17 protein-coding genes and 1 pseudogene are annotated in these 22,385 nt (G+C 52.5%); 4 read left to right on the top strand and 14 right to left on the bottom strand.

Translation table 11 applies throughout. The annotated features are described in order from the left end of the window. Positions 1-30 precede the first annotated feature (30 nt). The 5 genes from ispH to ribF are packed head-to-tail and all read right to left on the bottom strand — an operon-like array spanning position 31 to position 5,783. Positions 31-981 carry a 4-hydroxy-3-methylbut-2-enyl diphosphate reductase gene (gene ispH / locus CDA56_RS05355; protein ID WP_014227866.1) on the bottom strand — a complete coding sequence of 317 codons (951 nt, stop codon included), beginning with the start codon at positions 979-981 and terminating at the stop codon, positions 31-33. Between the two features lies 1 nt (position 982). Continuing rightward, the gene (gene fkpB, locus CDA56_RS05350; protein ID WP_103815547.1) at positions 983-1,432 is read right to left on the bottom strand and encodes an FKBP-type peptidyl-prolyl cis-trans isomerase; all 450 of its coding nucleotides are present in this window, start codon (positions 1,430-1,432) and stop codon (positions 983-985) included. A gap of 51 nt (positions 1,433-1,483) precedes the next feature. Next, positions 1,484-1,984, bottom strand: a complete 501-nt coding sequence (gene lspA, locus CDA56_RS05345) for a signal peptidase II (RefSeq protein WP_004098485.1) — start codon at positions 1,982-1,984, stop codon at positions 1,484-1,486. Beyond that, positions 1,984-4,800, bottom strand: a complete 2,817-nt coding sequence (ileS, locus tag CDA56_RS05340) for an isoleucine--tRNA ligase (protein ID WP_014227864.1) — start codon at positions 4,798-4,800, stop codon at positions 1,984-1,986. Before ileS ends, lspA begins: the two co-directional genes overlap by 1 nt. Positions 4,801-4,844: 44 nt before the next feature. After that, positions 4,845-5,783 (bottom strand): bifunctional riboflavin kinase/FAD synthetase, encoded by a 939-nt coding sequence (ribF, locus tag CDA56_RS05335; RefSeq protein WP_004098483.1) that lies wholly within the window; start codon positions 5,781-5,783, stop codon positions 4,845-4,847. 330 nt (positions 5,784-6,113) lie between these two features. Between ribF and rpsT the strand changes: the two genes are divergently transcribed. Further along, the gene (gene rpsT / locus CDA56_RS05325; protein ID WP_003018940.1) at positions 6,114-6,377 is read left to right on the top strand and encodes a 30S ribosomal protein S20; all 264 of its coding nucleotides are present in this window, start codon (positions 6,114-6,116) and stop codon (positions 6,375-6,377) included. A gap of 167 nt (positions 6,378-6,544) precedes the next feature. Here rpsT and nhaR read toward each other — a convergent pair whose 3' ends face one another. The 5 genes from nhaR to CDA56_RS05300 all read right to left on the bottom strand — a co-directional run bounded on the left by nhaR (position 6,545) and on the right by CDA56_RS05300 (position 15,408). Continuing rightward, positions 6,545-7,444 carry a transcriptional activator NhaR gene (nhaR, locus tag CDA56_RS05320; RefSeq protein WP_014227863.1) on the bottom strand — a complete coding sequence of 300 codons (900 nt, stop codon included), beginning with the start codon at positions 7,442-7,444 and terminating at the stop codon, positions 6,545-6,547. 52 nt (positions 7,445-7,496) lie between these two features. Further along, positions 7,497-8,672, bottom strand: coding sequence for a Na+/H+ antiporter NhaA (gene nhaA, locus CDA56_RS05315; protein ID WP_025108497.1), 1,176 nt, complete (start codon positions 8,670-8,672; stop codon positions 7,497-7,499). Positions 8,673-9,137: 465 nt separating this feature from the next. After that, the gene (locus CDA56_RS05310; RefSeq protein ID WP_025108496.1) at positions 9,138-9,830 is read right to left on the bottom strand and encodes a winged helix-turn-helix transcriptional regulator; all 693 of its coding nucleotides are present in this window, start codon (positions 9,828-9,830) and stop codon (positions 9,138-9,140) included. 328 nt (positions 9,831-10,158) lie between these two features. Beyond that, positions 10,159-13,218: a chitinase gene (locus tag CDA56_RS05305; RefSeq protein ID WP_102804051.1), complete on the bottom strand. Its 3,060-nt coding sequence runs from the start codon at positions 13,216-13,218 to the stop codon at positions 10,159-10,161. Positions 13,219-13,308: 90 nt separating this feature from the next. Continuing rightward, positions 13,309-15,408, bottom strand: a complete 2,100-nt coding sequence (locus CDA56_RS05300; RefSeq protein ID WP_104011296.1) for a glycoside hydrolase family 18 protein — start codon at positions 15,406-15,408, stop codon at positions 13,309-13,311. A 385-nt stretch (positions 15,409-15,793) separates the two neighbouring features. Between CDA56_RS05300 and CDA56_RS05295 the strand changes: the two genes are divergently transcribed. Both CDA56_RS05295 and CDA56_RS05290 read left to right on the top strand, forming a co-directional pair. After that, positions 15,794-16,237, top strand: coding sequence for a winged helix-turn-helix domain-containing protein (locus CDA56_RS05295; RefSeq protein ID WP_103814844.1), 444 nt, complete (start codon positions 15,794-15,796; stop codon positions 16,235-16,237). Positions 16,238-16,253: 16 nt separating this feature from the next. Beyond that, positions 16,254-16,786 (top strand): annotated as a pseudogene (locus CDA56_RS05290) (glycoside hydrolase family 108 protein). A gap of 77 nt (positions 16,787-16,863) precedes the next feature. On the opposite strand, the gene CDA56_RS05285 reads toward CDA56_RS05290, so the two are convergent. The 4 genes from CDA56_RS05285 to dnaK form a co-directional block, all read right to left on the bottom strand. Next, on the bottom strand, positions 16,864-17,211 hold the full coding sequence (locus CDA56_RS05285; RefSeq protein WP_014227856.1) for a phage holin family protein: 348 nt from the start codon (positions 17,209-17,211) through the stop codon (positions 16,864-16,866). 124 nt (positions 17,212-17,335) lie between these two features. Next, positions 17,336-18,283 (bottom strand): LysR family transcriptional regulator, encoded by a 948-nt coding sequence (locus tag CDA56_RS05280; protein WP_025106854.1) that lies wholly within the window; start codon positions 18,281-18,283, stop codon positions 17,336-17,338. A 167-nt stretch (positions 18,284-18,450) separates the two neighbouring features. Then, positions 18,451-19,587, bottom strand: a complete 1,137-nt coding sequence (gene dnaJ / locus CDA56_RS05275; RefSeq protein ID WP_014837364.1) for a molecular chaperone DnaJ — start codon at positions 19,585-19,587, stop codon at positions 18,451-18,453. 87 nt (positions 19,588-19,674) lie between these two features. Further along, positions 19,675-21,591 (bottom strand): molecular chaperone DnaK, encoded by a 1,917-nt coding sequence (gene dnaK, locus CDA56_RS05270; RefSeq protein WP_004128758.1) that lies wholly within the window; start codon positions 21,589-21,591, stop codon positions 19,675-19,677. 386 nt (positions 21,592-21,977) lie between these two features. Here dnaK and CDA56_RS05265 point away from each other — a divergent pair, with 386 nt between their 5' ends. Then, positions 21,978-22,382, top strand: a complete 405-nt coding sequence (locus CDA56_RS05265; protein WP_102803626.1) for a DUF2541 family protein — start codon at positions 21,978-21,980, stop codon at positions 22,380-22,382. Positions 22,383-22,385 lie beyond the last annotated feature (3 nt).

Genomic DNA, 22,385 nt, shown 5'->3' with positions numbered 1-22,385 from the left:
GCATCTTCTCATACTGCGGCGGAAAAGAACTTACTCTACTTCACGGACATCTACACGCAGCTCTTTCGGCACCTCGAAAACGATGTTCTCTTCGCGGCCTTCCAGCGGCACCGCTTCGCCGCCGCCCAGCTCCTGCAAACGCGAAATCACGTTCTGTACCAGGATATCCGGCGCCGATGCGCCCGCGGTCACGCCGACGCAATCCGCTTCTTTGACCCAGGCTTCCTGGATATCGGTCGCGTCGTCAATCAGATAGGCCGCTTTCCCCATCCGCTGCGCCAGCTCGGCAAGGCGGTTAGAGTTAGAGGAGTTCTTCGACCCCACCACCAGCACCACGTCGGCCTGCCCGGCCAGCGCGCGGACGGCTTCCTGGCGGTTAGTCGTGGCGTAGCAGATATCATCTTTACGCGGTCCGACGATTTTCGGGAAACGCTCGCGCAGAGCGTCAATCACGTCGGAGGTATCGTCGACGGAGAGCGTCGTCTGGGTCATAAACGACAGCTTAGCGTCGTTTTTCACGTCCAGCGTCCAGACATCGTCCGGCGATTCCACCAGGTACATCCCCCCCTGCGGGTTGCTGTACTGCCCCATGGTGCCTTCAACTTCCGGGTGACCGGCGTGGCCAATTAGAATGGACTCTTCGCCGCGGCGGCTGGCGCGGGCGACTTCCATATGCACTTTAGTCACCAGCGGGCAGGTGGCGTCAAAAACCGTCAAATCGCGGCTTTTCGCCTCGTTGCGAACGGCCTGAGAGACGCCGTGGGCGGAGAAAATCAGGATGGCGCCGTCCGGCACTTCGCTAATCTGCTCGATAAAAATAGCGCCGCGTTGACGCAGGCTGTCGACAACATAGCGGTTGTGCACGACTTCATGACGCACGTAGATCGGCGCGCCGTATAGCGTCAGCGCGTTTTCAACAATGCTGATAGCGCGGTCAACGCCTGCGCAGAAGCCGCGCGGGTTAGCCAACAGAATCTGCATCTTACCCCTCCAGCGCCGGATCGATCTCCAGCACTTCAACATCAAAATGAACGGTACGCCCGGCCAGCAGATGATTGAAATCAACGGTGATCGAATCGCCGTTCACTTCGCGGATCACGCCGGGCATTTCGCTGCCATCCATTGCGGTAAAAAGCATAATCGCGCCGACTTCCGGCTCGCCCGCGTCGATAAACTCCCGGCGCGAGAAATATTGAATCAGGTCCGGGCTCGGTACGCCAAACGCGGCGTCCGGCTCCAGCGAAAAGGTGGTTTTATCCCCTTCTTTCAGCCCCAGCAGATGCTGTTCCAGACCTTCAGAAAGCGAGGTATCGCCCAGGCGAAAGAGCGCGGGTTTACCGTTATTGCGGGTTGACTCTGCGGTGGAGCCATCGTCGAGCTTTAAGGTGAAGTGCACCAGCACCGCACTGTTGCTCTGTACTGATTTAGACATGCAGGTTGCTCACTTGTTTTGCCCGGCGGCGCCGCCGCCGGGCGAGTTTTGTTACGCCTGTTTCTTCGCAGCCGCGTTCGGTAAGAAGCCTTCCAGCACAATCAGCGCCGCGCCGATGCAGATAGCGGTATCGGCGAGGTTGAAGGTGGCGAAGTGCCAGTTCCCAACGTAGAAATCGATCATATCGACGACAAAACCATGCCACAGCCTGTCGAATAAATTCCCCAGCGCGCCGCCAATAATCAGGGCGTAGGCAATATTATTCAGCTTTTGCGTCGCCTTAGAACGATACATCAGCACCGCAAGGATCACGCAGATACCGATAGCGATACCGGCGAAGAACCAGCGCTGCCAGCCGCCGCTGTCGGCGAGGAAGCTAAAAGCCGCGCCATAGTTGCGCGCATAGTGCAGATTAAGCGATGGGAACAGCGATACCGTATCCCCCAGAGCGAAGTTCTGGAGGATCAGGAATTTACTGCCTAAATCGATAATCAGCACGGCTACGACGACCCACAGCCAGCGTAGCCCCGTTGAACAAATCGGTTTACTCATCAGGCAAACTTACGTTTTTCGCCGTCACCGGCGATGTTGCTGACACAGCGTCCGCAGATATCCGCGTGTTCCGCCACCTTGCCGATATCCGTGGTGTAATGCCAGCAGCGCGGGCACTTGTCACCTTCGGCTTTACTCAGCACGACTTTCAGACCTTTGAGCAGTTCACTCTGCCAGGCGTCGGCCGGAGCCTGCGCATAATCGGCAACGTTCGCCCCTGAGGTCAACAGGACAAATCGCAATTCATCGCCCAGCGCGTTCAGCTTCGCCGCGAGATCGGCATCGGCGTACAGCGTTACCGCCGCTTCCAGAGAGCCGCCCACCTGCTTGTCCGTACGAGCCTGTTCGATAACCTTGTTGACTTCGCCACGCACCTTCAGCAGCGCGTCCCAGAAGCCGTCGTTCATCGCTTCGTCAGCGTCCAGGCCAAACAGGCCGGTATACCATTCGCCGGTAAAGACGTATTTCTCGCGGTCGCCCGGCAGGTAACCCCAGATTTCGTCAGCGGTGAAGGACATGATCGGCGCCATCCAGCGCACCAGCGCCTCGGCAATATGGTACAGCGCGGTCTGGCAGCTACGACGCGCGATGCTGTCAGCCTTGGTGGTGTACTGGCGATCTTTAATGATATCGAGCCAGAACGAGCCCATTTCGATGGAGCAGAAGCGCATCAGGCGCTGCACCACTTCGTGGAAGTCATAGGATTCGTAGGCTTTGACGATATCGTCCTGCGCCGCTTGCGCGCAGCCTACTGCCCAGCGGTCCAGCACGACCATCTCTTCCGGTTTCACCATATCTTTTGCCGGATCGAAACCGTTGAGGTTCGCCAGCAGGAAGCGCGCAGTGTTACGGATACGACGATAGCTGTCAGCGGCGCGTTTGAGGATCTCGTCAGAGACCGCCATTTCGCCGGTGTAGTCGGTGGAAGCCACCCACAGGCGCAGAATATCCGCGCCCAGCTTGTTCATCACGTCCTGCGGAGAAACGGTGTTGCCGATAGACTTGGACATCTTGCGGCCCTGGCCATCAACGGTAAAGCCGTGGGTCAGTACCTGGCGGTAAGGTGCTTTGCCCTTCATCGCGGTAGAGATCATCAGAGATGACATAAACCAGCCGCGGTGCTGGTCGGAGCCTTCCAGATACATATCGGCGGCGTGACCGGCGAACTCCGGACGCACGTCAACGACGGAAGAGTGGGTCGAACCGGAGTCAAACCAGACGTCCAGCGTATCCGGCACCTTCTCGTAGCTATCCGCGTCGGCGCCGAGGATGTCGCGGGAATCGAGATCCCACCACGCCTGGATGCCGTCGACTTCTACGCGTTTCGCCACTTCTTCCATCAGTTCCAGCGTGCGCGGATGCAGCTCTTGCGTCTCTTTATGCACGAACAGCGACATCGGTACGCCCCAGGTGCGCTGACGGGAGATACACCAGTCAGGACGATTGGCGACCATCGATTCGATACGCGCCTGGCCCCAGTCAGGGATCCACTGCACGCCTTTGATTTCGGAAAGCGACTGTTTGCGCAGACCTTTTTGATCCATGCTCACGAACCACTGCGGCGTGGCGCGGAAGATGATCGGCGTTTTGTGACGCCAGCAGCACGGGTAGCTGTGCTGCATTTTTTCAACGTGCAGCAGCGCGCCTTTTTCTGACAGCAGCGCAACGACAACATCGTTGGCTTTAAAGACGTTTACGCCGTCCAGCGTTGGATAGGTTCCCGGCAGATAGGCGCCGTCCGGGCCAACCGGGTTCGCCACTTCCAGGCCATATTTTTGACCGATGACATAGTCATCCGGACCGTGGCCTGGCGCGGTATGCACCGCACCGGTACCCGCGTCCAGCGTCACGTGATCGCCCAGGATCGCCGGGACGTCAAAATCGAGGAACGGGTGCTTAAAGCGCATCAGCTCCAGCTCGGCGCCGTTCACCACCGCCAGGATGGTGTAATCAGCAATGCCGGCGCGCTTCATCACGCTGTCGACCAGGTCTTTTGCCAGGATCAGCGCCTGACCGTCAACCTGCACCAGCGCATAGTCAAACTCCGGGGAGAGCGAGATGGCGCGGTTCGCCGGCAGGGTCCACGGGGTGGTGGTCCAGATAACCAGAGAAACCGGGCCGTTGACATCGGCCACGCCAAATTTCGCCAGCACCGCCGCTTTATCGGCCGCGTGGAACGCCACGTCGATGGACGGAGAGGTTTTGTCGTAATACTCGACTTCCGCTTCAGCCAGCGCGGAGCGGCAGTCTACGCACCAGTGCACCGGCTTAGCGCCTTTGTGCAGGTGGCCGTTGCCGATGATTTTACCCAGCGCGCGGATGATGTTGGCTTCGGTTTTGAAGTCCATGGTCAGGTACGGATGCGACCAGTCGCCCAGCACGCCCAGACGGATAAAGTCTTTACGCTGTCCGTCAACCTGGGTGGCGGCGTATTCACGGCACTTAGCGCGGAACTCGGCGGCGGTGAATTTCTCACCCGGCTTGCCGTACTCCTGCTCCACTTTCAGCTCGATCGGCAGACCGTGGCAGTCCCAGCCCGGTACGTACGGAGAGTCATAGCCCGCCAGCCCTTTGGACTTAACGATAATGTCTTTCAGAATCTTGTTAACCGAGTGACCAATATGAATGCTGCCATTCGCATAAGGAGGGCCATCATGCAGAATGAAGGTTTTTTTGCCTTTTTTGGCTGCACGAATGATGCCGTACAGGTCATCATCGGTCCAACGCGCCAGCATTCCCGGTTCACGCTTGGCGAGGTCGCCGCGCATCGGGAACCCTGTTTCCGGCAAATTCAGGGTCGATTTATAGTCACTCATCAGATTCTCGGTTCCGTATTTCGGTTTGATAAACACCGTCAGGGTTATGCCTGGCCGGTTAGCCCAAAGAAGTCGCGGGCCGTTAACTCATCACGTGCGATTTGCGTTTTCAGCTCATCAAGCGACGCAAATCGCTGCTCGTTACGTATTTTTTTACGCAGTATTACATCTATATGGCGACCGTAGAGGTCCATTACAACATCCAGGAGATGAACTTCCAGCTGCTGACGCACGCCGGAGACCGTTGGACGAGTACCAATGTTGGCGACGCCCATAAAAGGTTTGTCGCCAAGCCCTGTCACTTCTACCGCATAGACCCCTTTTACGGGGGAAACCTGACGGCGCAGCGGTAAATTCGCCGTCGGGAAGCCTATTGTGCGCCCGAGCTCATCGCCGTGCACGACGCGACCGGAGATGGTAAACGGATGCCCCAGCAGCGTCTCCGCGAGGGGCAGATCGTCGTCCGCCAGCGCCTGGCGTACCGCCGTGCTGCTGATGCGCACGCCGCCTTCACAGAAGGTTTGAGTGCTGGTGACGTCAAAGCCGAACTCCACGCCGGCTTTTTGCAGTAACAAGAAATCCCCCTGGCGACCGGCGCCAAAGCGGAAATCATCGCCAACGGCGAGGAACTGGACGCCCAGCTGGCGCACCAGCAGTTCGCTGATAAAGTCCTGGGCGGTCAATGCCGCAAAGCGCCGATCGAAGCGCACGCACAGTACGTAATCGACGCCGCTTTCGGCCAGATAATTCAGCTTCTCACGCAGGCGCGTTAAACGCGCGGGCGCTTTATCGGCGGCAAAAAGCTCAAGCGGCTGTGGTTCAAAAATCATCACCACCACCGGTAAGCCACGCTGGCGACCTTCTGCGCGCAAACGCTGCAATAATGCCTGGTGCCCGCGATGCACGCCGTCAAAATTTCCAATGGTCAGCACACACCCGTGCGGGGCCTGACTGAGATTATGTATGCCGCGTATCAGCTTCATGTCTGGCTCAAAACAGTGAAAATCGTCCGAGTATACCTTGTACAACTGGCGACGTTAACCAGCGATTGCACCTCTTCACCGAAAGATCCCGGGAATTCATTCACTCAGCGCGAGATTGCGGGAAAATCTCTCCGGGGTCGTCGATTTTTATGGTCGAAAGGCTGTATTCGCCTGCAACAAGCTGGTAGAATCTTGCGCCATCACTACGTAATAAAGCGTTGTTAGTTTAAACGACGCTTATTTGCACAAATCCATTGACAAAAGAAGGCTAAACGGGCATTCTCCTCGGCCTTTGAATTGTCCATATAGAACACATTTGGGAGTTGGACCTTGGCTAATATCAAATCAGCTAAGAAGCGCGCCGTTCAGTCTGAAAAGGCCCGCAAGCACAACGCTAGCCGTCGCTCTATGATGCGTACTTTCATCAAGAAAGTATACGCAGCTATTGAAGCTGGCGACAAAGCTACTGCACTGAAAGCATTTAACGAAATGCAACCAATCGTGGACCGTCAGGCTGCTAAAGGTCTGATCCACAAAAACAAAGCTGCGCGTCATAAAGCAAACCTGACCGCTCAGATCAACAAACTGGCTTAATCGCCTGCTTGTTGTCGCTTTGTAAAAAAACCCGCGAAAGCGGGTTTTTTTATGCCTGTCGTTTATCACGTAATACGTCACGACTCGCGTTCTGGTTATCGCAGCCAGCTCATGCTTCCGCATGAACTGGTGCGGCGTTTTCCCGCGCGGCAAGAAACCGTTCTGGCCTATGCCTGAGGCGGCGTAAAGAGCGCCGAATAGTCGCGATGACAAATACGCTGCACCGCCGGATGCTGGATCATTCGTTCGGCAAAGATGGCGTGATACTCCTCCATGACGTTGTCCATGCGTCCGATCTCGACTATCGACTCATCGCTATAGAAATCATGCGCATAGAGCGTCGGTGCGACAAATATCGCATTGTGCGCCGCGCCGAAGGCCTTCATCAACGCCGCATCATCAAACTCGCCCAGAATTTCCACCTGCAAACCCTGCGAGTTAAACCAGTTCAGCAGCTTGCGCCCTAACATGGAACGGCGACCGGGGATCAGCAGTCGACGTTCTTCCAGACAGCCGGGGAACGGTTTTTCCGGCGGCGGATTCATGCACCAGAAGCTCACGCTGCACTCGCCGATTTTCACCGAAAACAGCCCTTCCTGCTGGGTGGAATCGATGGGGCAGTCGGAAATAATCATATCGAGTTTATGCTGGCTTAGCTGCTCCAGCAGCATTTCGTGGGTCGACTCGAAGCAGCGTAAATGGATCTGTTCATTCTCGACGACGGCGGCATCCAGTACGCCGCTCACCAACCTTTTCGACAGCGCGTCCGCAACGCCAACATCAAACAGCAGATTCGACTCTTTACGGTAGTTAACGATGTCGAGCATCTCCTGGCTCAGCGTAAACATGCGATCCGCATAGCGGAACACCAGTTCACCTAATTCGCTAGGCTCCAGCCCCCTTCCTTTGCGCTTGAACAATTTCCCCTGCAGACGTTCTTCCAGCGCCTTTATTTGCCCGGTAATGGTCTGCGGCGTCAGGAACAGCGCTTCCGCCGCGCCAACAACGGAGCCCTCTTTGTAGACATGCCAGAAGTAATACAGGTGGTTGTAGTTGATATGCGACATGCTTCTCTCCCTGATAATGTCCAGGAGAGCCGTAGCGGCTCTCCGTGAGATGTTAAGCCGCGTAGCCCGAATCCGTTACACGCTTACGCAATATTATGTATCCCGTGACGGCCGATAATATCGATCCAATCAGGATGCCAAGCTTGGCCCAGTTGATCAATCCGGGGTCGACGCTACCGAAGGCCAGGGTGGCAATAAAAATCGACATTGTGAAGCCAATCCCACACAGGATGCCGACAGCCATAATTTGCTTACAGGTAGTTCCTTCGGGTAACGAAGCCCATTTCAGCTTCAGCGCCAGCCAGCAGAAGACGCTAATACCCAACGGCTTGCCGATAAACAGCCCGGCAATAATACCCAACGGCAGCAGTGAGGTCAGCCCTTCGACCGTGACGCCCTGCAAAGAAACGCCCGCGTTAGCGAAGGCGAACAGGGGCAGGATCAGGAATGCCACCCACGGATGCAGCACGTGCTCAAGCTGCTTCGCCGGCGATTTGCCGTTCTGCTCTTTTAGCGGGATCATAAAGCCGACAATGACCCCAGCCAGCGTTGCGTGAACCCCCGACTTAAGAACCGCGGTCCAGAGTATGGCGCCCACCAGAATATAGATCCCGGTACGCCGTACGCCGCACAGATTTAACCCCGCCAGCACAGCAATGGCTCCGGCAGCGACAACCAATGAGACGACGGAAAGATCGTGCGTATAGAACAGCGCAATAATAATAATGGCGCCCAGATCGTCGATAATGGCCAGCGCCATCAGGAAAATCTTCAGCGCGGCGGGCACCCGATTCCCCAGCAGCGCCAGTACGCCCAGCGCGAAGGCAATATCGGTGGCGGCCGGAATTGCCCACCCTTCTCTGGCAATCGAATCCTGGCCGTTAAACGCCAGGTAGACCAGCGCCGGCACCACCATGCCGCCCAACGCCGCGACCACCGGAAACACCGCCTGGCGACGGCTGGCCAATGCCCCCTGATTCATTTCACGCTTCACTTCCAGACCGATAAGCAGGAAAAATACCGCCATCAGCGCGTCGTTAATCCACAACAGCATGTTCTTGTTGATCTCTAACGCACCTACGCGCAGCTGGACGGGCGTTTCCAGAAAAGAGCGATACAGGCCGCTGGTCATGCCGGTATTGGCTAATAACATGGCCATGATGGCGGCCAGGATTAAGATAATGCCCCCGGAAGCATCGCTCTGAAAAAAACGCTGCAGATGTTTCACTTTTACCTCACCTTATCCGCAAACAACTCGATAAAAGTATAATACATATGCGGAAACCTCGAAAAAATCAGTTTTAAATTGCCATTAGACTCGATTTTTACGAATTAACCCTCGTTAAGAGATTGGCCGTCCGATCGTCAGTGGGGGCGCTGCGTTGTCCGAACAGGAAGTCAGAGGTACGCCAGCCCCATCCTCAACGGCCATAAGGAAAGAATCCGTATCGCCATCTTCATGGTTATGCGTATTAGCTTAGCGTGAATGGGATGAAGCATGAGCGATTGCCGCGATCGTCGACGCTTTTTATGCCCCATAAGATATTTAAAAACTATACCAATGGGAAATCTCTCTTTACGTCATTAGCATGATTGACAGGATAATCAATATATGAATATCTCGACGATTGCTGTACCAAGAAAGTTTAAAAGGTGACTACTAATCTAATAAACACCTTTGCCCTGAAAAGTATTAAAAAGCCGTGGGTAATTTTTTCATATCTATTAAACGGCCGCCATCAATAGTTATATAGCCGCCTTTTTTCAGTTCAGAGAGAAGCTTCATGGTACGGCTACGGGATATTCCTGTTCGGCGTTGAATGAAGTTAAGCACATTAATACTTTGTCGATATTCGCTGGCATAAGCCCAAAGCTCGATTAATAACGATCTCACCTTCAGATAAGAGTCCACGCCAACCAGTTCACGATCGCGTACGCTCATGACCATCAGACGATAGGCAAGTATTCGTGCGACATCGTGCCACAGATCGCACTCATCAACAGTCTTGATAAAGTCGGGCAGAGACACTGCGCGTCCGCTGCACTTCGTTTCCGCTATCAGAAAGTGTTCTGGCCGGGTCGGAACATTGTAAGTCACCCCATAACTATCGACTAATCCGATAATGGCGGGAGCAAAAGAGGAATTAACATGAAGTCCGCTGCCACAGCGGCAAAACGAAAATATACCGGACTCCAGCAACACAATTTTATTTTCCCCGTCTGAATTCAGTAAAAACTCATCTCCGGGAGCCAAATTAAAAGGTTTACCGAAGGGCCATAGCGAGGCGAAGAGTGCATCAAGCGCTGCATGCGGTTTAGCCTGTTGGGAAAAAAGATAGGAATGCAGGGTATTCCCATTATCATTTTCAGCAACGTCTAATTTCATTTTTCATTATTACCATAATCATAGATTACCCCAAGATATACTTAACGGAGGTTATCTTCAATTCATTATAAACATCCTCCCGGAAGTATATTTTTAGCCGCAAGCACGAAAACGCAATACTTAGCACAAAGCGCAAATTCTTAATATAAACTTCAACAACCACAAATAAATCGCAAAACAAAAAATTAACATAACAATAAAATAACTGCTGAAACTATCTCTTACGAAATAAAAATACACTAAAAAATAGTGATTCAGAAATTAAATATTCTGAATCACTATGAACAGCGATGCATTTTTCAGGCGCTATGGCGGGGTAAATGCGACATTAACTGAAATAGGCCGGTGCGGTATAATACTCAACCATTTTATCTGCAAGCCAACCGCCATCTTCACCATTAGAGTGAATGGTGGTTATGCTTACCGTCGAGCCGCCGCCCCACAGTACTGAGAAAACATGGTAGTCGGGTAGATTCAATGCCTGCATTTGCCCCCAGTCGTAACCCTTATCCTGGCGTAAAAAGTCACCGACGGTCGCCGCGCCGTAAGTTGCGCTATTCACCGTCGTATTGAGCAGATCTGACGCGATGGTATCGAGATCGCAGCCAATACGCGCATCGCCCATGAAGAAGCTTCCGCCCGATGCGTAATGCGCGGCGGCAATTTTACTGTTGCCTTCATCCACGGTTGGCATATGGCCGCCCGGAATTTGCCACAGCATTGCCGGTTTACGCAGCGCTTTAGCCGCGTGTTTTACCATCCCCAGATAATTAAACCAGCAGGTCGCGTTCCAGGCATAGTGCGCTAATGCATCAGGGCTAAAGCAATCGCGCTCAAATTTATCAAAGGCGATAAAGTCTGGCGCATACTCACCGCTATAGACACCCAGCTCATTGATAAAGTTGGCGATAGCGGTCCCCTGCGCGGCCGGATCGGCGTTCGGCCTGAGTACCCAATCTGCCGTTCCTGTCGCCCATACGTTTGTCTGCCAGCCGAATGCCACATCCGGCGCGAACTGCCGCACAAGGTAGTTGATCGCCTGGACATAACCGTAGAGATCGTTAGAGAAAGTCGGCAACACCGGCGCGCTGAATCCCGGAAGCGCAGGCAAAGCGTTAATCGCGGCCGCCAGTTGGACATTAACCTGCATGCTATTCGCTTGACGCACCGCAGCGTAGCCATACGGCTCCTGCTGCATCGCGCCAAGAAAATCGGGGTTCAGCACAAAGGTGGCAGGAACCGGATGCTCGTCATCCTTCCAGGATTGCGCCGCGAGACACTGGGTGATGAAGTTGCCAAAATGGTTACGCAACCGCTGAGCGTCCTGGAGATCGGCGAGCGCGCTGCCGCCGCTGGCATTGGCGGTATACACCACCATGACCGGCATTACGCAACGGCCCGCCTCTTTTTCAATCTCACGTACCAGAGGAACGGTTTTGTGAATCGGGAGCGAATCATAATCAAGAAAGCCGTCGCCGTTTTTATCCACTTCCGCAGCCGGGACGGGGTCACCGCCGCCATCAAAACCATCGTATTTAAACAGGGCGCTGAAGGGGACGTCGCGGTATAGCGATACGGTGTCCGCCGCATTCACCGTCACGCCACCGTGGGCGAGATAGTTTGGCCAGCCTTTAACCTGCAAGGGAACGCCCTGAACAAACTCCAGGGTGATATGGTTGACGCTTTGCAACAGCCGCAGCGGCGCGTCCGGTTCACAGCGCCACGGCGTCCCGGAGAGATAAACCTCTGGCGCCTCAACGCTGTACTGGCCAGGAGCCATAGGCATCGCCAGCGTTTGCAGATGGGGAGTGCTCTCCAGCATCAGAGTATATTGATATTGCCCATAGCAGAACCGATAGCGCTGGGGCGAAACGCCCTCAGGCAAGCCCAGTATAGTGGCCTGAACCTCAACAAAATCATGGCTATCAACCTCCGTCTGCCGGAAACCGACGAGGACCTCTTTCGCCACCCCTTGTTCAGGGGTAAAAATAGTCGGCTGGGCGGGAGTCGTCACCATCTGGTTATTGATAACCGCAGGTTGCAAACCCATCTGATAGCGGTGCCCCGCGGTAAGCCGGGTCACCAGCTGCATTTGATTGACGGGCATTGTCAGGGTTCTTTCGCAGACGCCAGATTCCGTCCACAGCTCAACCACCATTTCCGCGCCGATGAACTCAGGGGCATCGACAGTCAGGCGTACCGAAGCCAACGGTACTGGCGATTGATACGCAACCCGGCAGGTCTGGGCGTCATGGCCGGAAACAAGCTTAAGCGGATACGTCGATTCAACAGGCGCGATCCGCATATCATCATTGCACAGCTCCAGCACGGTGATAGCGTAATCGCCGGCGCTAAGATCGCCGATGACTAAAGCCTGTCCCCACTCGCCGGCAAAGCGTTGTGATGTTGCGTCTGGATAGCGCAGATCGATGGTCGGCTTGAGGGTTGTGCTTTCCGCCAACGGTGGAAACTGAATTTCAATCGTCCCCTGACGGCCAGGATCGTGCGCCAGGGTTGCGGTTAAGCCGCTCATCGTGACCGGAGTTTGGGTCGCGGAAAGAAAGAACTGCAGCTCGGCGCTGGCCCCGGCCGTCAGCCAGAACTCGCCATCATGATGAATGGTAATCGTATTTTTCTCGATGGGCCAACCGCCGTCGCTGCCCAGCGTCACGGGCTTATTGCCGAGCAAAGAACCGCTGAACGGGCTGTAAGGATCGGGATGCCCGCTGGCGGTAAACTCCAGCTTAAGTTGATTAAGATCGATAGAGTGGGAATAGAGATTGGTCAGCGTCAGGGTGACGCGCTGATACCAGCTGGTCGTACTCAGCTGGCTTGCCGCAATAACTATCCCTTCCTCTTCCTCAACCGCATCATCGCCCTGCTCTTGAGGTTCCGGAGCAACCTCATCCGTTTCCTCATCAGCAGGGATATTGTCTTCAGGTTCGGGCTTCAGGCTATCAGTATCATCATCGGCGGGAACTTCAGGTTCTGGCTCAACCTCATCTGCAGCGTCATCCGTTGTCTCGTCTTGTGCCGAAGAGGCCAGAGTTAATGTGAAGGTCGAGAGTTTTACCGGAACCTGAGTGGCGGCAAAACTGAAGAATAACGTACCGCTTTCGCCCGGCTGCAGTAACAGCTGCCGGCTGTTATTAATAATGATTTCATTGACGTCAACGGTCCCCTGTGATTTACCGCTTAACGTAAGAGGCATGTCCCCTTTGAGGGTACCGCCAAAATTTCCCCACGGATCCTGATGGCCGGACCCAGTAAAGCTAATGACCGCATGATTCATATCCACGGCACGGTTATTTTCATTGGTGATGGTTAACGTGATTTTTTGATACCAGCTATTCACATCGATCTGGCTGTTTTTAATCGAGACCGTCATTGACAACACTCCTCGTTCCCTGGTGGAAAAAGCCCCGGTTTTCCGGGGCTTGTATTGTTGAACTCAATCCTTTTCCTTTAATGAAAAGGATTAGTAAGCACCAAGGTCAGTCCACGCCTGGCCCGCAGCGCAGTTCAGATCCGGCTGGTCGCCCTGAGACCACCATTTCACCTGGTAGTTATGGCCTTTCCAGCTTACCGTTTCGAATGATCCCCAGTTCCCACCGTACACGGTAGCAGCATCCCACAGCGGGTAAGGCGTAGTCGCGTCATCCCCGGAAGTCTCATCTTCTGCCGGCGTGGTATCTTCTTCCGGCTCTACTGGCACAACGCTATCTTCCTCTTCCGGCTCAGGCTGAATCTGAGACGCAGCCGGAACGGCGACCAGCACGAAACGCTGCTGGGTAGAAGGCTCACCCCAGACATCCCGGACAAACAGGGTGAACTGGAAGTTGGTTTTAACGGAAACGTCCGGAACGACGAACTCGATCACGGGAACGGTTTTGTCAGCCACGGTGATTTCAGACGGAACCCCCCAGCTGAAGGTGATATCGTCTTTATCTTCGTCAGAGGATCCTTCACCGGAAAGCTGTACGGTAGAGCCGCCGACGACGCGCAGTTCAACGGCGGCTTTCGGCGCGTGGTTCACGTCGGTAGTCGCATCTTCTTCATCTGGTTCATCCGCCGGGTCGACGTTGATGCCTTCGAAATAGAACGGCTCCATATCGATAACTTCAGACGCTATTTCATAGCCCAGACCTTCACGGGCGGCGTTAACCAGCACGCCGTTGTCCTGGTCGATTGTCCAGGTGAACAGCGCGCCCAGGCCGAGGCTGGCGGCGTATTCGCCCTTGGCTTTCACCGTGCGCGGCGTATCCAGGGACATGAACAGTTTGCTGTCAGGGTTGTAGAGGTAGTCCGCGTCGGCAACCTTGTCGGTGTAGACGTTGAAGCCGTTACGGCCTTTCTGGTTTTCCAGATCCAGGTAGTTATAAATGATGTCGTACCATTCGGTGGTACCCGATTCGAAGGAGCCTGCGGTGGTGCCGGTGCCCGGGTTATAGGTGCCTTTCAGCGGGGACAGGGATTCCAGCTCCGCGTTGCGCCCGTTACGGGTGTAGGCAGCGTAACCAATGTTGATGCGCTCTGCCGGGAAGCCTTCGGACAGCAGATGGCCGACAACGGTATCCACCCCCCAGCCGCCTTCTTCCAGCGCCTTCAGGTTGGTGTGGTGGGTCACGCTCTCCGCCCACGGGGTACCGAAGAAGTCATAGGTCATGACGTTGATACCGTACAGGCCCGCTTCCAGCAGCGCATTGACGTTAGAGTAGCCGAGCGTCTTGACCACCGCCGAGCTGGCAATGGAGATTTTGACGTTGCTCAGGCCTGCGGCGTCCAGCTGCTTACGCAGTTCGCCAATCAGCAGGGCGTAGTTCTCGCCGTCTTCCGGGCCGTACGGGTTGCCAGCGCCTTCGGCGTTCGGATATTCCCAGTCGATATCCACTTCGCTGAACATCGGGAACTGTTTGAACAGTTTTACCACGCCTTTGGCAAAGACCTTACGCGCGGCGTCAGACGCGGCGGTTTCATGGAAACCGTTACTCATGCTCCAGCCGCCGATGCTCATGGACAGCACCAGGTCGTGGCCCTGCTGCTTCGCTTTGGCCTGCAGATCGCGCAGGCCGCCGAGCAGGCCTTTAGTATTACTCTGGGTCACGGTCTTCGGATCGACATCCCAGCCGCTGACGGTATGGCCAACGTTAACGTAAGACTGGAAGTCGCCCCACGGGTCGAGAAAGGTGGGCTCGTACTTCACTTTTCCGCACTGATCGGCACCTTCGGCAACCACGTCGCGCCACAGGTTGTCTACTTTGTGGAAGCCGGTCACGCCGACGAAACCGACGATGATTTTGTCGTAGGCGGTAGGAGAAACGTTGGCCAGGTCGTAGCCGCGACCGCGGTTATCTTTTGAATCATCGCCCTGCAGACGACCATCATACTGTGACCAGTCGGTGTAGTAGCCGAAGACTTTGGGTTTGGTGGTGGAAGCTTTGTATTTGTTATAGACCGGTTTAGCGACGCGAGCGGAGGTATAGCTGTATGCGCTCACTTCTGTTGCCGGGTTAAAGCCGTCTGCGGCGTTGCTGGTTTCGGTCAGCGTATCGCCTTGAATCAATTTGCTGGTAGCCATTTTTAATTTCCTTTTAAGTTTGAAAAATTGTCGCAGTTCGTTCTGCCGGGCCAATAATCCAATCCTTACGAGGCGATGGCTAATCACAAAACATCACGTTTTCGAGACAGGCTTCACGCTAATTTATGAGGCCAAAATGATAGTAATAATCTCCGGCTCATCAGCAGGTAAACGCATCTCATCAAAACGGGATTAAAACATCAGCAGCATAGTAAATATCATTAATCATCTAGTTAAATATCATTTAACTTACATGAGATTATGTGATTAAGCTCTCACCATCAAATGACATTACAATAATACGGATGACAAGTAATAGATTAAGACAATTCTCGTACAATATATTTAACGCAAGCAAACAGGATCATATCTAAAGGACGACAATATGAAAACTTATCTCATCAACGACAATTGCGTTTATAATGAAGGAAAGTATGAACTGAGAACCGCTTCCAACTCAAAGGTCATTAAAATGACGGCAATGAGGGCGAAGTGTCTTAGCTTCATCATCGAAAATGCTGATATGGATATTATTGAGCGCCAAAAAATAACCACAGAGTTATGGGGAAGTCGTAGCCATTTTGTCAATGATGCAAATTTAACGCAAATACTCTACCTGTTCAGACGAGATCTGAAGTCGCTTGGAATAAACGATCTCTTTATCACCATCCCAAGACAAGGCATTCAAGTTAATAAAGAGATCCCTATTAAAGCAATGGAAAGCAAGAAGAAAGAAAACAAACGACAGGTTTTCAGAAAGACGCTGGCAGCATTAACCACGGTCTTTTCTGTCACCCTCGGTACAGTGATGTATTTGCATATTCATTAATTCAAGGAGAGAAAAAATGAACCCAATCATTGATGGCATTTTGGCGATGGAAGGTGGTTACAGCCTGAACCCGAAAGATAAAGGTGGTGCAACCAACTGGGGAATCACTGAGGCGACAGCCCGGGCCCATGGTTATACCGGTGAGATGATCAACCTGACGCGAACTGAAGCATTTTCTATTCTCGAAGAAGATTATTGGATTAAACCTGGCTTCGAGCAGATATCAACACTCTCCTGGCCCATTTCCTTTGAACTCTGCGATGCCGCAGTCAATATTGGCCCCCACTATCCCTGCGTGTGGCTACAGCGCTGGCTAAATGCACTAAATCGGGAAGAAAGAAGCTACCAGGATATCAAAACCGATGGCAAGATTGGCCCCGAACGCTCGCGGCCCTCAAGTATTTTCTGACCTTACGTGGTAAGCAGGGGGAGGAGGTATTAGTCAAAGCGCTCAACTGTAGCCAGGGCGCCTACTACCTGGATATCACTGAAAAAAATAGACAAAATGAAGAGTTCATTTTTGGCTGGATGAAAGCCAGAGTCAAATAACACGATTATTTAATTATAGCTAATAAAAGACTCAGGGATGAGCCTTTTATCATGATCGATATACATTAAAGATGTAGTTAATGTATTTTTGCGTCGTCCAGCGCTTTTTTAATTTTCTCGCCAAGAATTTTTAAAATCGGCCCTGCAAATACTCCGCCAAGACCGGCGGCGAGTAGCACCATATTAAAACTAAGCTCTTTTTCAATCGCTACAGCGCTGAGCAAAAAACTGGTAAAACAGGAAACCACCACTTGGGTCAAACAGTGCATGATTCCCTTATGGGAATGATCGTCACCCTCTTGCCTATCACGGCGGATAAGATAGCTAACAAATCCCCCCCAGGCGCCGGTAGCAATAATTGTGAACAATATTTCGACTTCCAGCAAAACGACTTCCGTGGTTTCGAGATGGTTGGGAATAGACATAGTACACTCCTTGATTAACTCATATAAAAAGGCACCACCAGAGTGTAGGTAGGTTGACTATTTTAAAATAATCAAAGAGTATCAAACCAAACCATATTTGATATAGTGTTTGAAAAGATACTCCTCAGCGACGAAATGATGACAGCGTGTGTAACCGGGAGACAACTTCGTTAATGATGGATATATTTTTACTATTTTTGTCCCATGATGCATAAATCTGTATAGATTTGAACGTGAGTTCAGGTGGCGGCTGAACAAACTTAATATCATATTTGCGCTGATTTTTATAAAAAAGTGCCAGCTTTAACGGCATTAATGCGATTAATGAGGTGCGTTCAATCATACTTAACATCCCATTAAGTGAATCGGTGCGATAGCCGATAATGCGCGATCCTTTATAATAAAGATTATCTTTAAAAAGGCCTTTATCATTTATAATCATCGGAGAATACCTACCCAGTTGATACATCGCGTGACGAGAAGAATAGAAATGATGTAATGAGATATGAGGTAAGGTACTCAGGATATGGTTGCTGGCGAAAATGCAAACAAAGCTCCTGAAGCTGTCGATAAGCTGATTATCAATTCCCGGGATATTCAACGGCTCGCTGCTAATCAGAAGATCGCATTCCGCAGTGAGTAGTAAATCAGCCAGCACCTCGCGGGAAAGATTTCGTGATGAATAATGATTTAGTAACACGTGCTCAAAGATATCGTCTGCATAAAGCTGAGAGAGGTAGTAAGTCTCAACGATATCTCCGCCTAAAATAGTCATCCTGGCGTCAGCGTTATCTTTTTTGTCGGAAATAAATGTGCTCTCTACCAATTCCATCACCTGACGGAAATTTTGATAGATTTCAATCGCCTTCGCGGTAGGTAACAAACCATCTTTACCACGAACAAACAACTCTTCCTGATAATACCCTTGTAAACGGCGGAGCGCCAATGACACGGCAGAAGGGGTAATTCCAAGTTTTTTGGCTGCTTTAGCAGCATTTCCAGCCGAAATAACAGCGTCAAGAGTCTTGATTAAATTATAATCAAAATCCTTATTGGCACCTTTCGATCCCATCCGCTGCAGGCCTCTAAAAATGAAAAAAGCAATATAGATAATACTCAAAATAAATCAATTGTTAGCCCTGATAAATAATAGGTTAATTTAAATAGTGTGGAAGCCGGATAGAAAAAAGCCCGGGCACGAAGGCCCGGGCTTGGAGAAAGTCAGGAAATGAATAGCAATTAGCGCGTCAAATCATCGAAAAACTTCTTCACACCATCGAAGAAACTTTTAGAGCGCGGACTGTTCTTCTCACCCGTTGGTCCACCAAAGCTCTCCTGAAGATCTTTCAGCAGCTGCTTTTGTTTATCGTTAAGACCAACCGGAGTTTCAACCACCACGCGGCACAGCAGATCGCCCTGCGCACCGCCGCGCACGGACTTCACGCCTTTACCGCGCATCCTGAACAGCTTACCTGTCTGCGTCTCGCCCGGCACTTTAAGATTTACACGACCGTCCAGCGTCGGAACCTCAATCTCTCCGCCGAGAGCGGCCATGGTGAAGTTAATCGGGACTTCGCAGTACAGATTATTTCCTTCACGCTCGAAAATGGCGTGCTGCTTAACCTGGACCTGTACATACAGATCGCCAGCAGGTGCGCCATGCTCGCCCGCTTCACCTTCACCTGCCAGACGAATACGGTCGCCGGTATCGACGCCCGCCGGGATTTTAACCGACAGCGTTTTGGTTTTCTCAACGCGACCATGACCGTGGCATTTATTGCACGGATCTTTAATCAGCGTACCGCGCCCCTGGCAATGCGGACAGGTCTGCTGAACGGCGAAGAAACCCTGGCGCATCTGGACCTGGCCCGCACCGTGACAGGTTGGGCAAGTCTGCGGCTGGCTACCCGCTTTGGCTCCGCTGCCGTGGCAAACGTCGCACTCTTCCAGAGTCGGGATACGGATCTCTTTGGTTACGCCGCGAACGGCTTCTTCGAGCGTCAGATCCATGTTATAGCGCAGGTCCGAGCCGCGCGCTGCGCGCTGGCGACCGCGTCCGCCGCCAAAGATATCGCCGAAAACATCGCCAAAGATATCGCTGAAATCCGCGCCGCCGCCAAAACCACCGCCGCCGCCGCCCATGCCGCCCTGCTCAAACGCGGCGTGACCGTACTGATCGTAGGCTGCACGCTTCTGGGCATCGGTCAGGATTTCATACGCTTCTTTGATTTCTTTGAATTTAGCTTCAGCCTCTTTATCACCCTGGTTACGGTCCGGGTGATACTTCATGGCCAGGCGCTTATACGCCTTTTTGATTTCACGCTCTTCCGCTGTTCTGGAAACGCCTAAAATCTCGTAATAGTCTTGCTTTGCCATTGGTGTTTTTCAGCCCCTTAACATGCGTGCACGGGCGGAGAGGAAACCTCTTCGCCCGTGCCAGTGTTTTACCCGTTCAAAGGGCGATTATTTTTTGTCTTTCACTTCTTCGAACTCAGCGTCAACAACATCGTCGTCCTTCGCGTTGCTCTCGGAAGCGTCAGCGCCGCCAGCCTGCTGCTGAGCGTGCTGCTGCTGAGCGATTTCCATCAGCTTCTGGGAAGCCTGGGCCAGCGCCTGCATTTTCGCTTCAATATCGGCTTTATCTTCACCTTTCAGCGAAGTTTCCAGCGCGGTCAGCGCAGACTCGATAGCGGTTTTATCGTCAGCCGGCAGTTTATCGCCTGCTTCTTCAACCTGCTTACGCGTGCTGTGCAGCAGGTGGTCACCCTGGTTACGGGTCTGTACCAGTTCTTCAAACTTACGGTCAGCCTCTGCGTTAGCTTCAGCATCGCGTACCATTTTCTGAATTTCTTCTTCGTTCAGACCAGAAGAGGCTTTGATAGTGATCTTCTGCTCTTTACCGCTGTTTTTGTCTTTCGCGGACACATGCAGGATACCGTCAGCATCGATGTCGAAAGTCACTTCGATCTGAGGCATACCGCGCGGTGCCGGGTTGATACCATCCAGGTTGAATTGACCCAGAGATTTGTTATCCGATGCGCGTTTACGCTCACCCTGAATAACATGGATGGTTACCGCAGACTGGTTGTCTTCAGCAGTTGAGAACACCTGGCTGTGCTTGGTCGGGATGGTGGTGTTCTTATTGATCAGCGCAGTCATCACGCCGCCCATGGTTTCGATACCCAGAGACAGCGGGGTAACGTCCAGCAGCAGAACGTCTTTCACTTCACCCGTCAGGACGCCGCCCTGAACAGCAGCGCCAATGGCAACGGCTTCGTCCGGGTTAACGTCTTTACGCGGCTCTTTACCGAAGAACTCAGCAACTTTCTTCTGAACCATTGGCATACGGGTCTGACCACCAACCAGGATAACGTCCTGGATATCGGATACGGACAGGCCAGCATCCTGCAGAGCAACTTTCAGCGGCTCGATGGAACGGTTAACCAGATCTTCTACCAGGCTTTCCAGTTTCGCACGGGTCACTTTGATGTTCATATGTTTCGGACCGGTGGCATCTGCGGTGATGTACGGCAGATTCACGTCGGTCTGCTGAGCGGAAGAGAGTTCAATCTTCGCTTTCTCAGCGGCTTCTTTCAGGCGCTGCATCGCCAGCGGGTCGTTACGCAGGTCAATGCCCTGATCTTTCTTAAACTCGTCAACGAGATAGTTGATCAGACGGGTATCGAAGTCTTCACCGCCCAGGTGGGTATCACCGTTGGTCGCCAGAACTTCGAAGGTTTTTTCGCCATCAACTTCGTCGATTTCGATAATGGAGATATCGAAGGTACCACCACCGAGGTCGTACACCGCGATAGTGCGGTTGCCGACTTCTTTATCCAGACCGTAAGCCAGCGCAGCGGCAGTCGGTTCGTTGATGATACGTTTGACTTCCAGACCTGCAATACGGCCGGCGTCTTTGGTTGCCTGACGCTGAGCATCGTTAAAGTAAGCAGGTACGGTAATAACCGCTTCAGTTACCGGTTCACCCAGGTAATCTTCAGCCGTTTTCTTCATTTTCTTCAGCACTTCGGCAGAGATCTGCGGCGGTGCGGTTTTAGTGCCTTTCACATCAAGCCATGCGTCGCCATTGTCTGCGGCAACGATTTTGTACGGCATGATAGAAACGTCACGCTGGACTTCTTCGTCCTGGAAGCGGCGGCCAATCAGGCGTTTAATCGCAAACAGGGTATTTTGCGGGTTTGTCACTGCCTGACGTTTAGCCGGCTGACCAACCAGAGTTTCACCATCCTGGGTATAGGCAATGATAGAAGGCGTGGTGCGATCGCCTTCGGCGTTCTCCAGCACGCGTGCAGTAGTGCCATCCATAATCGCTACACAAGAGTTGGTAGTACCCAGGTCGATACCAATAATTTTACCCATCTAAACGTCTCCACTAAAAATTCAGTCAACATGTGGTTGTGAACCTGTAATAAGGGCGAAACGTGCGGTTTCAACTACCCAGACATCATTTTTTTTCAGGTTCATTCACTGCGGTTGACTACAAGATGGGGTCGCCCACCGCGGCATCAAGGGGGGATACAAAAAAATTTTTGCCCTGCCCGCGCCGACGGGTGGCAAGCAGGCCTCATAAGCGGTCCGGAAAGCGGGCCTAAAAACGCACAAAATATAATTAATGATAATAATTAAAGTTAAATATATTCATAAAACAATTGACATAATCCGCAATGATTACGTGCTAAAGACAATAAAGTTCCGGTGATAAAATACGCCCCCGCTATGACTCATCCAATATTCAGGAAATCCTCATGAAATCACTGATTCATATATCAGCAGGGTTATTTTTAAGCACCGCCTTAATAACATCAGCATCCGCTAACGATCATAAAATTTTAGGGATTGTCGCCATGCCGCGAAATGAGACTAACGATCTCACGCTGAAGCTACCGGTATGCCGGGTGATTAAGCGTATCCAGCTCACTGCCGATCGCGGCGACGTCCAGCTCTCCGGCGCGACGGTGTACTTTAAAGCCAGCAATAGCGCCAGCCAGAGCCTCAACGTTCCATCAACCATCAAACAGGGGGCAACCACCGACTGGATTAACATTAATAGCGACAACGATAACAAGCGCTGCGTAAAAAAAATCGCTTTTTCTGGCCACACGATTAACTCTTCTGACATGGCCTCGCTAAAAATCATTGGCGACGATTAATAT

It is taken from the genome of Klebsiella michiganensis, from assembly GCF_002925905.1.
Lineage (GTDB): Bacteria > Pseudomonadota > Gammaproteobacteria > Enterobacterales > Enterobacteriaceae > Klebsiella > Klebsiella michiganensis.
Note: the sequence above shows the minus strand (reverse complement) of the source record. Positions and strands in the feature narration are given on the sequence as shown.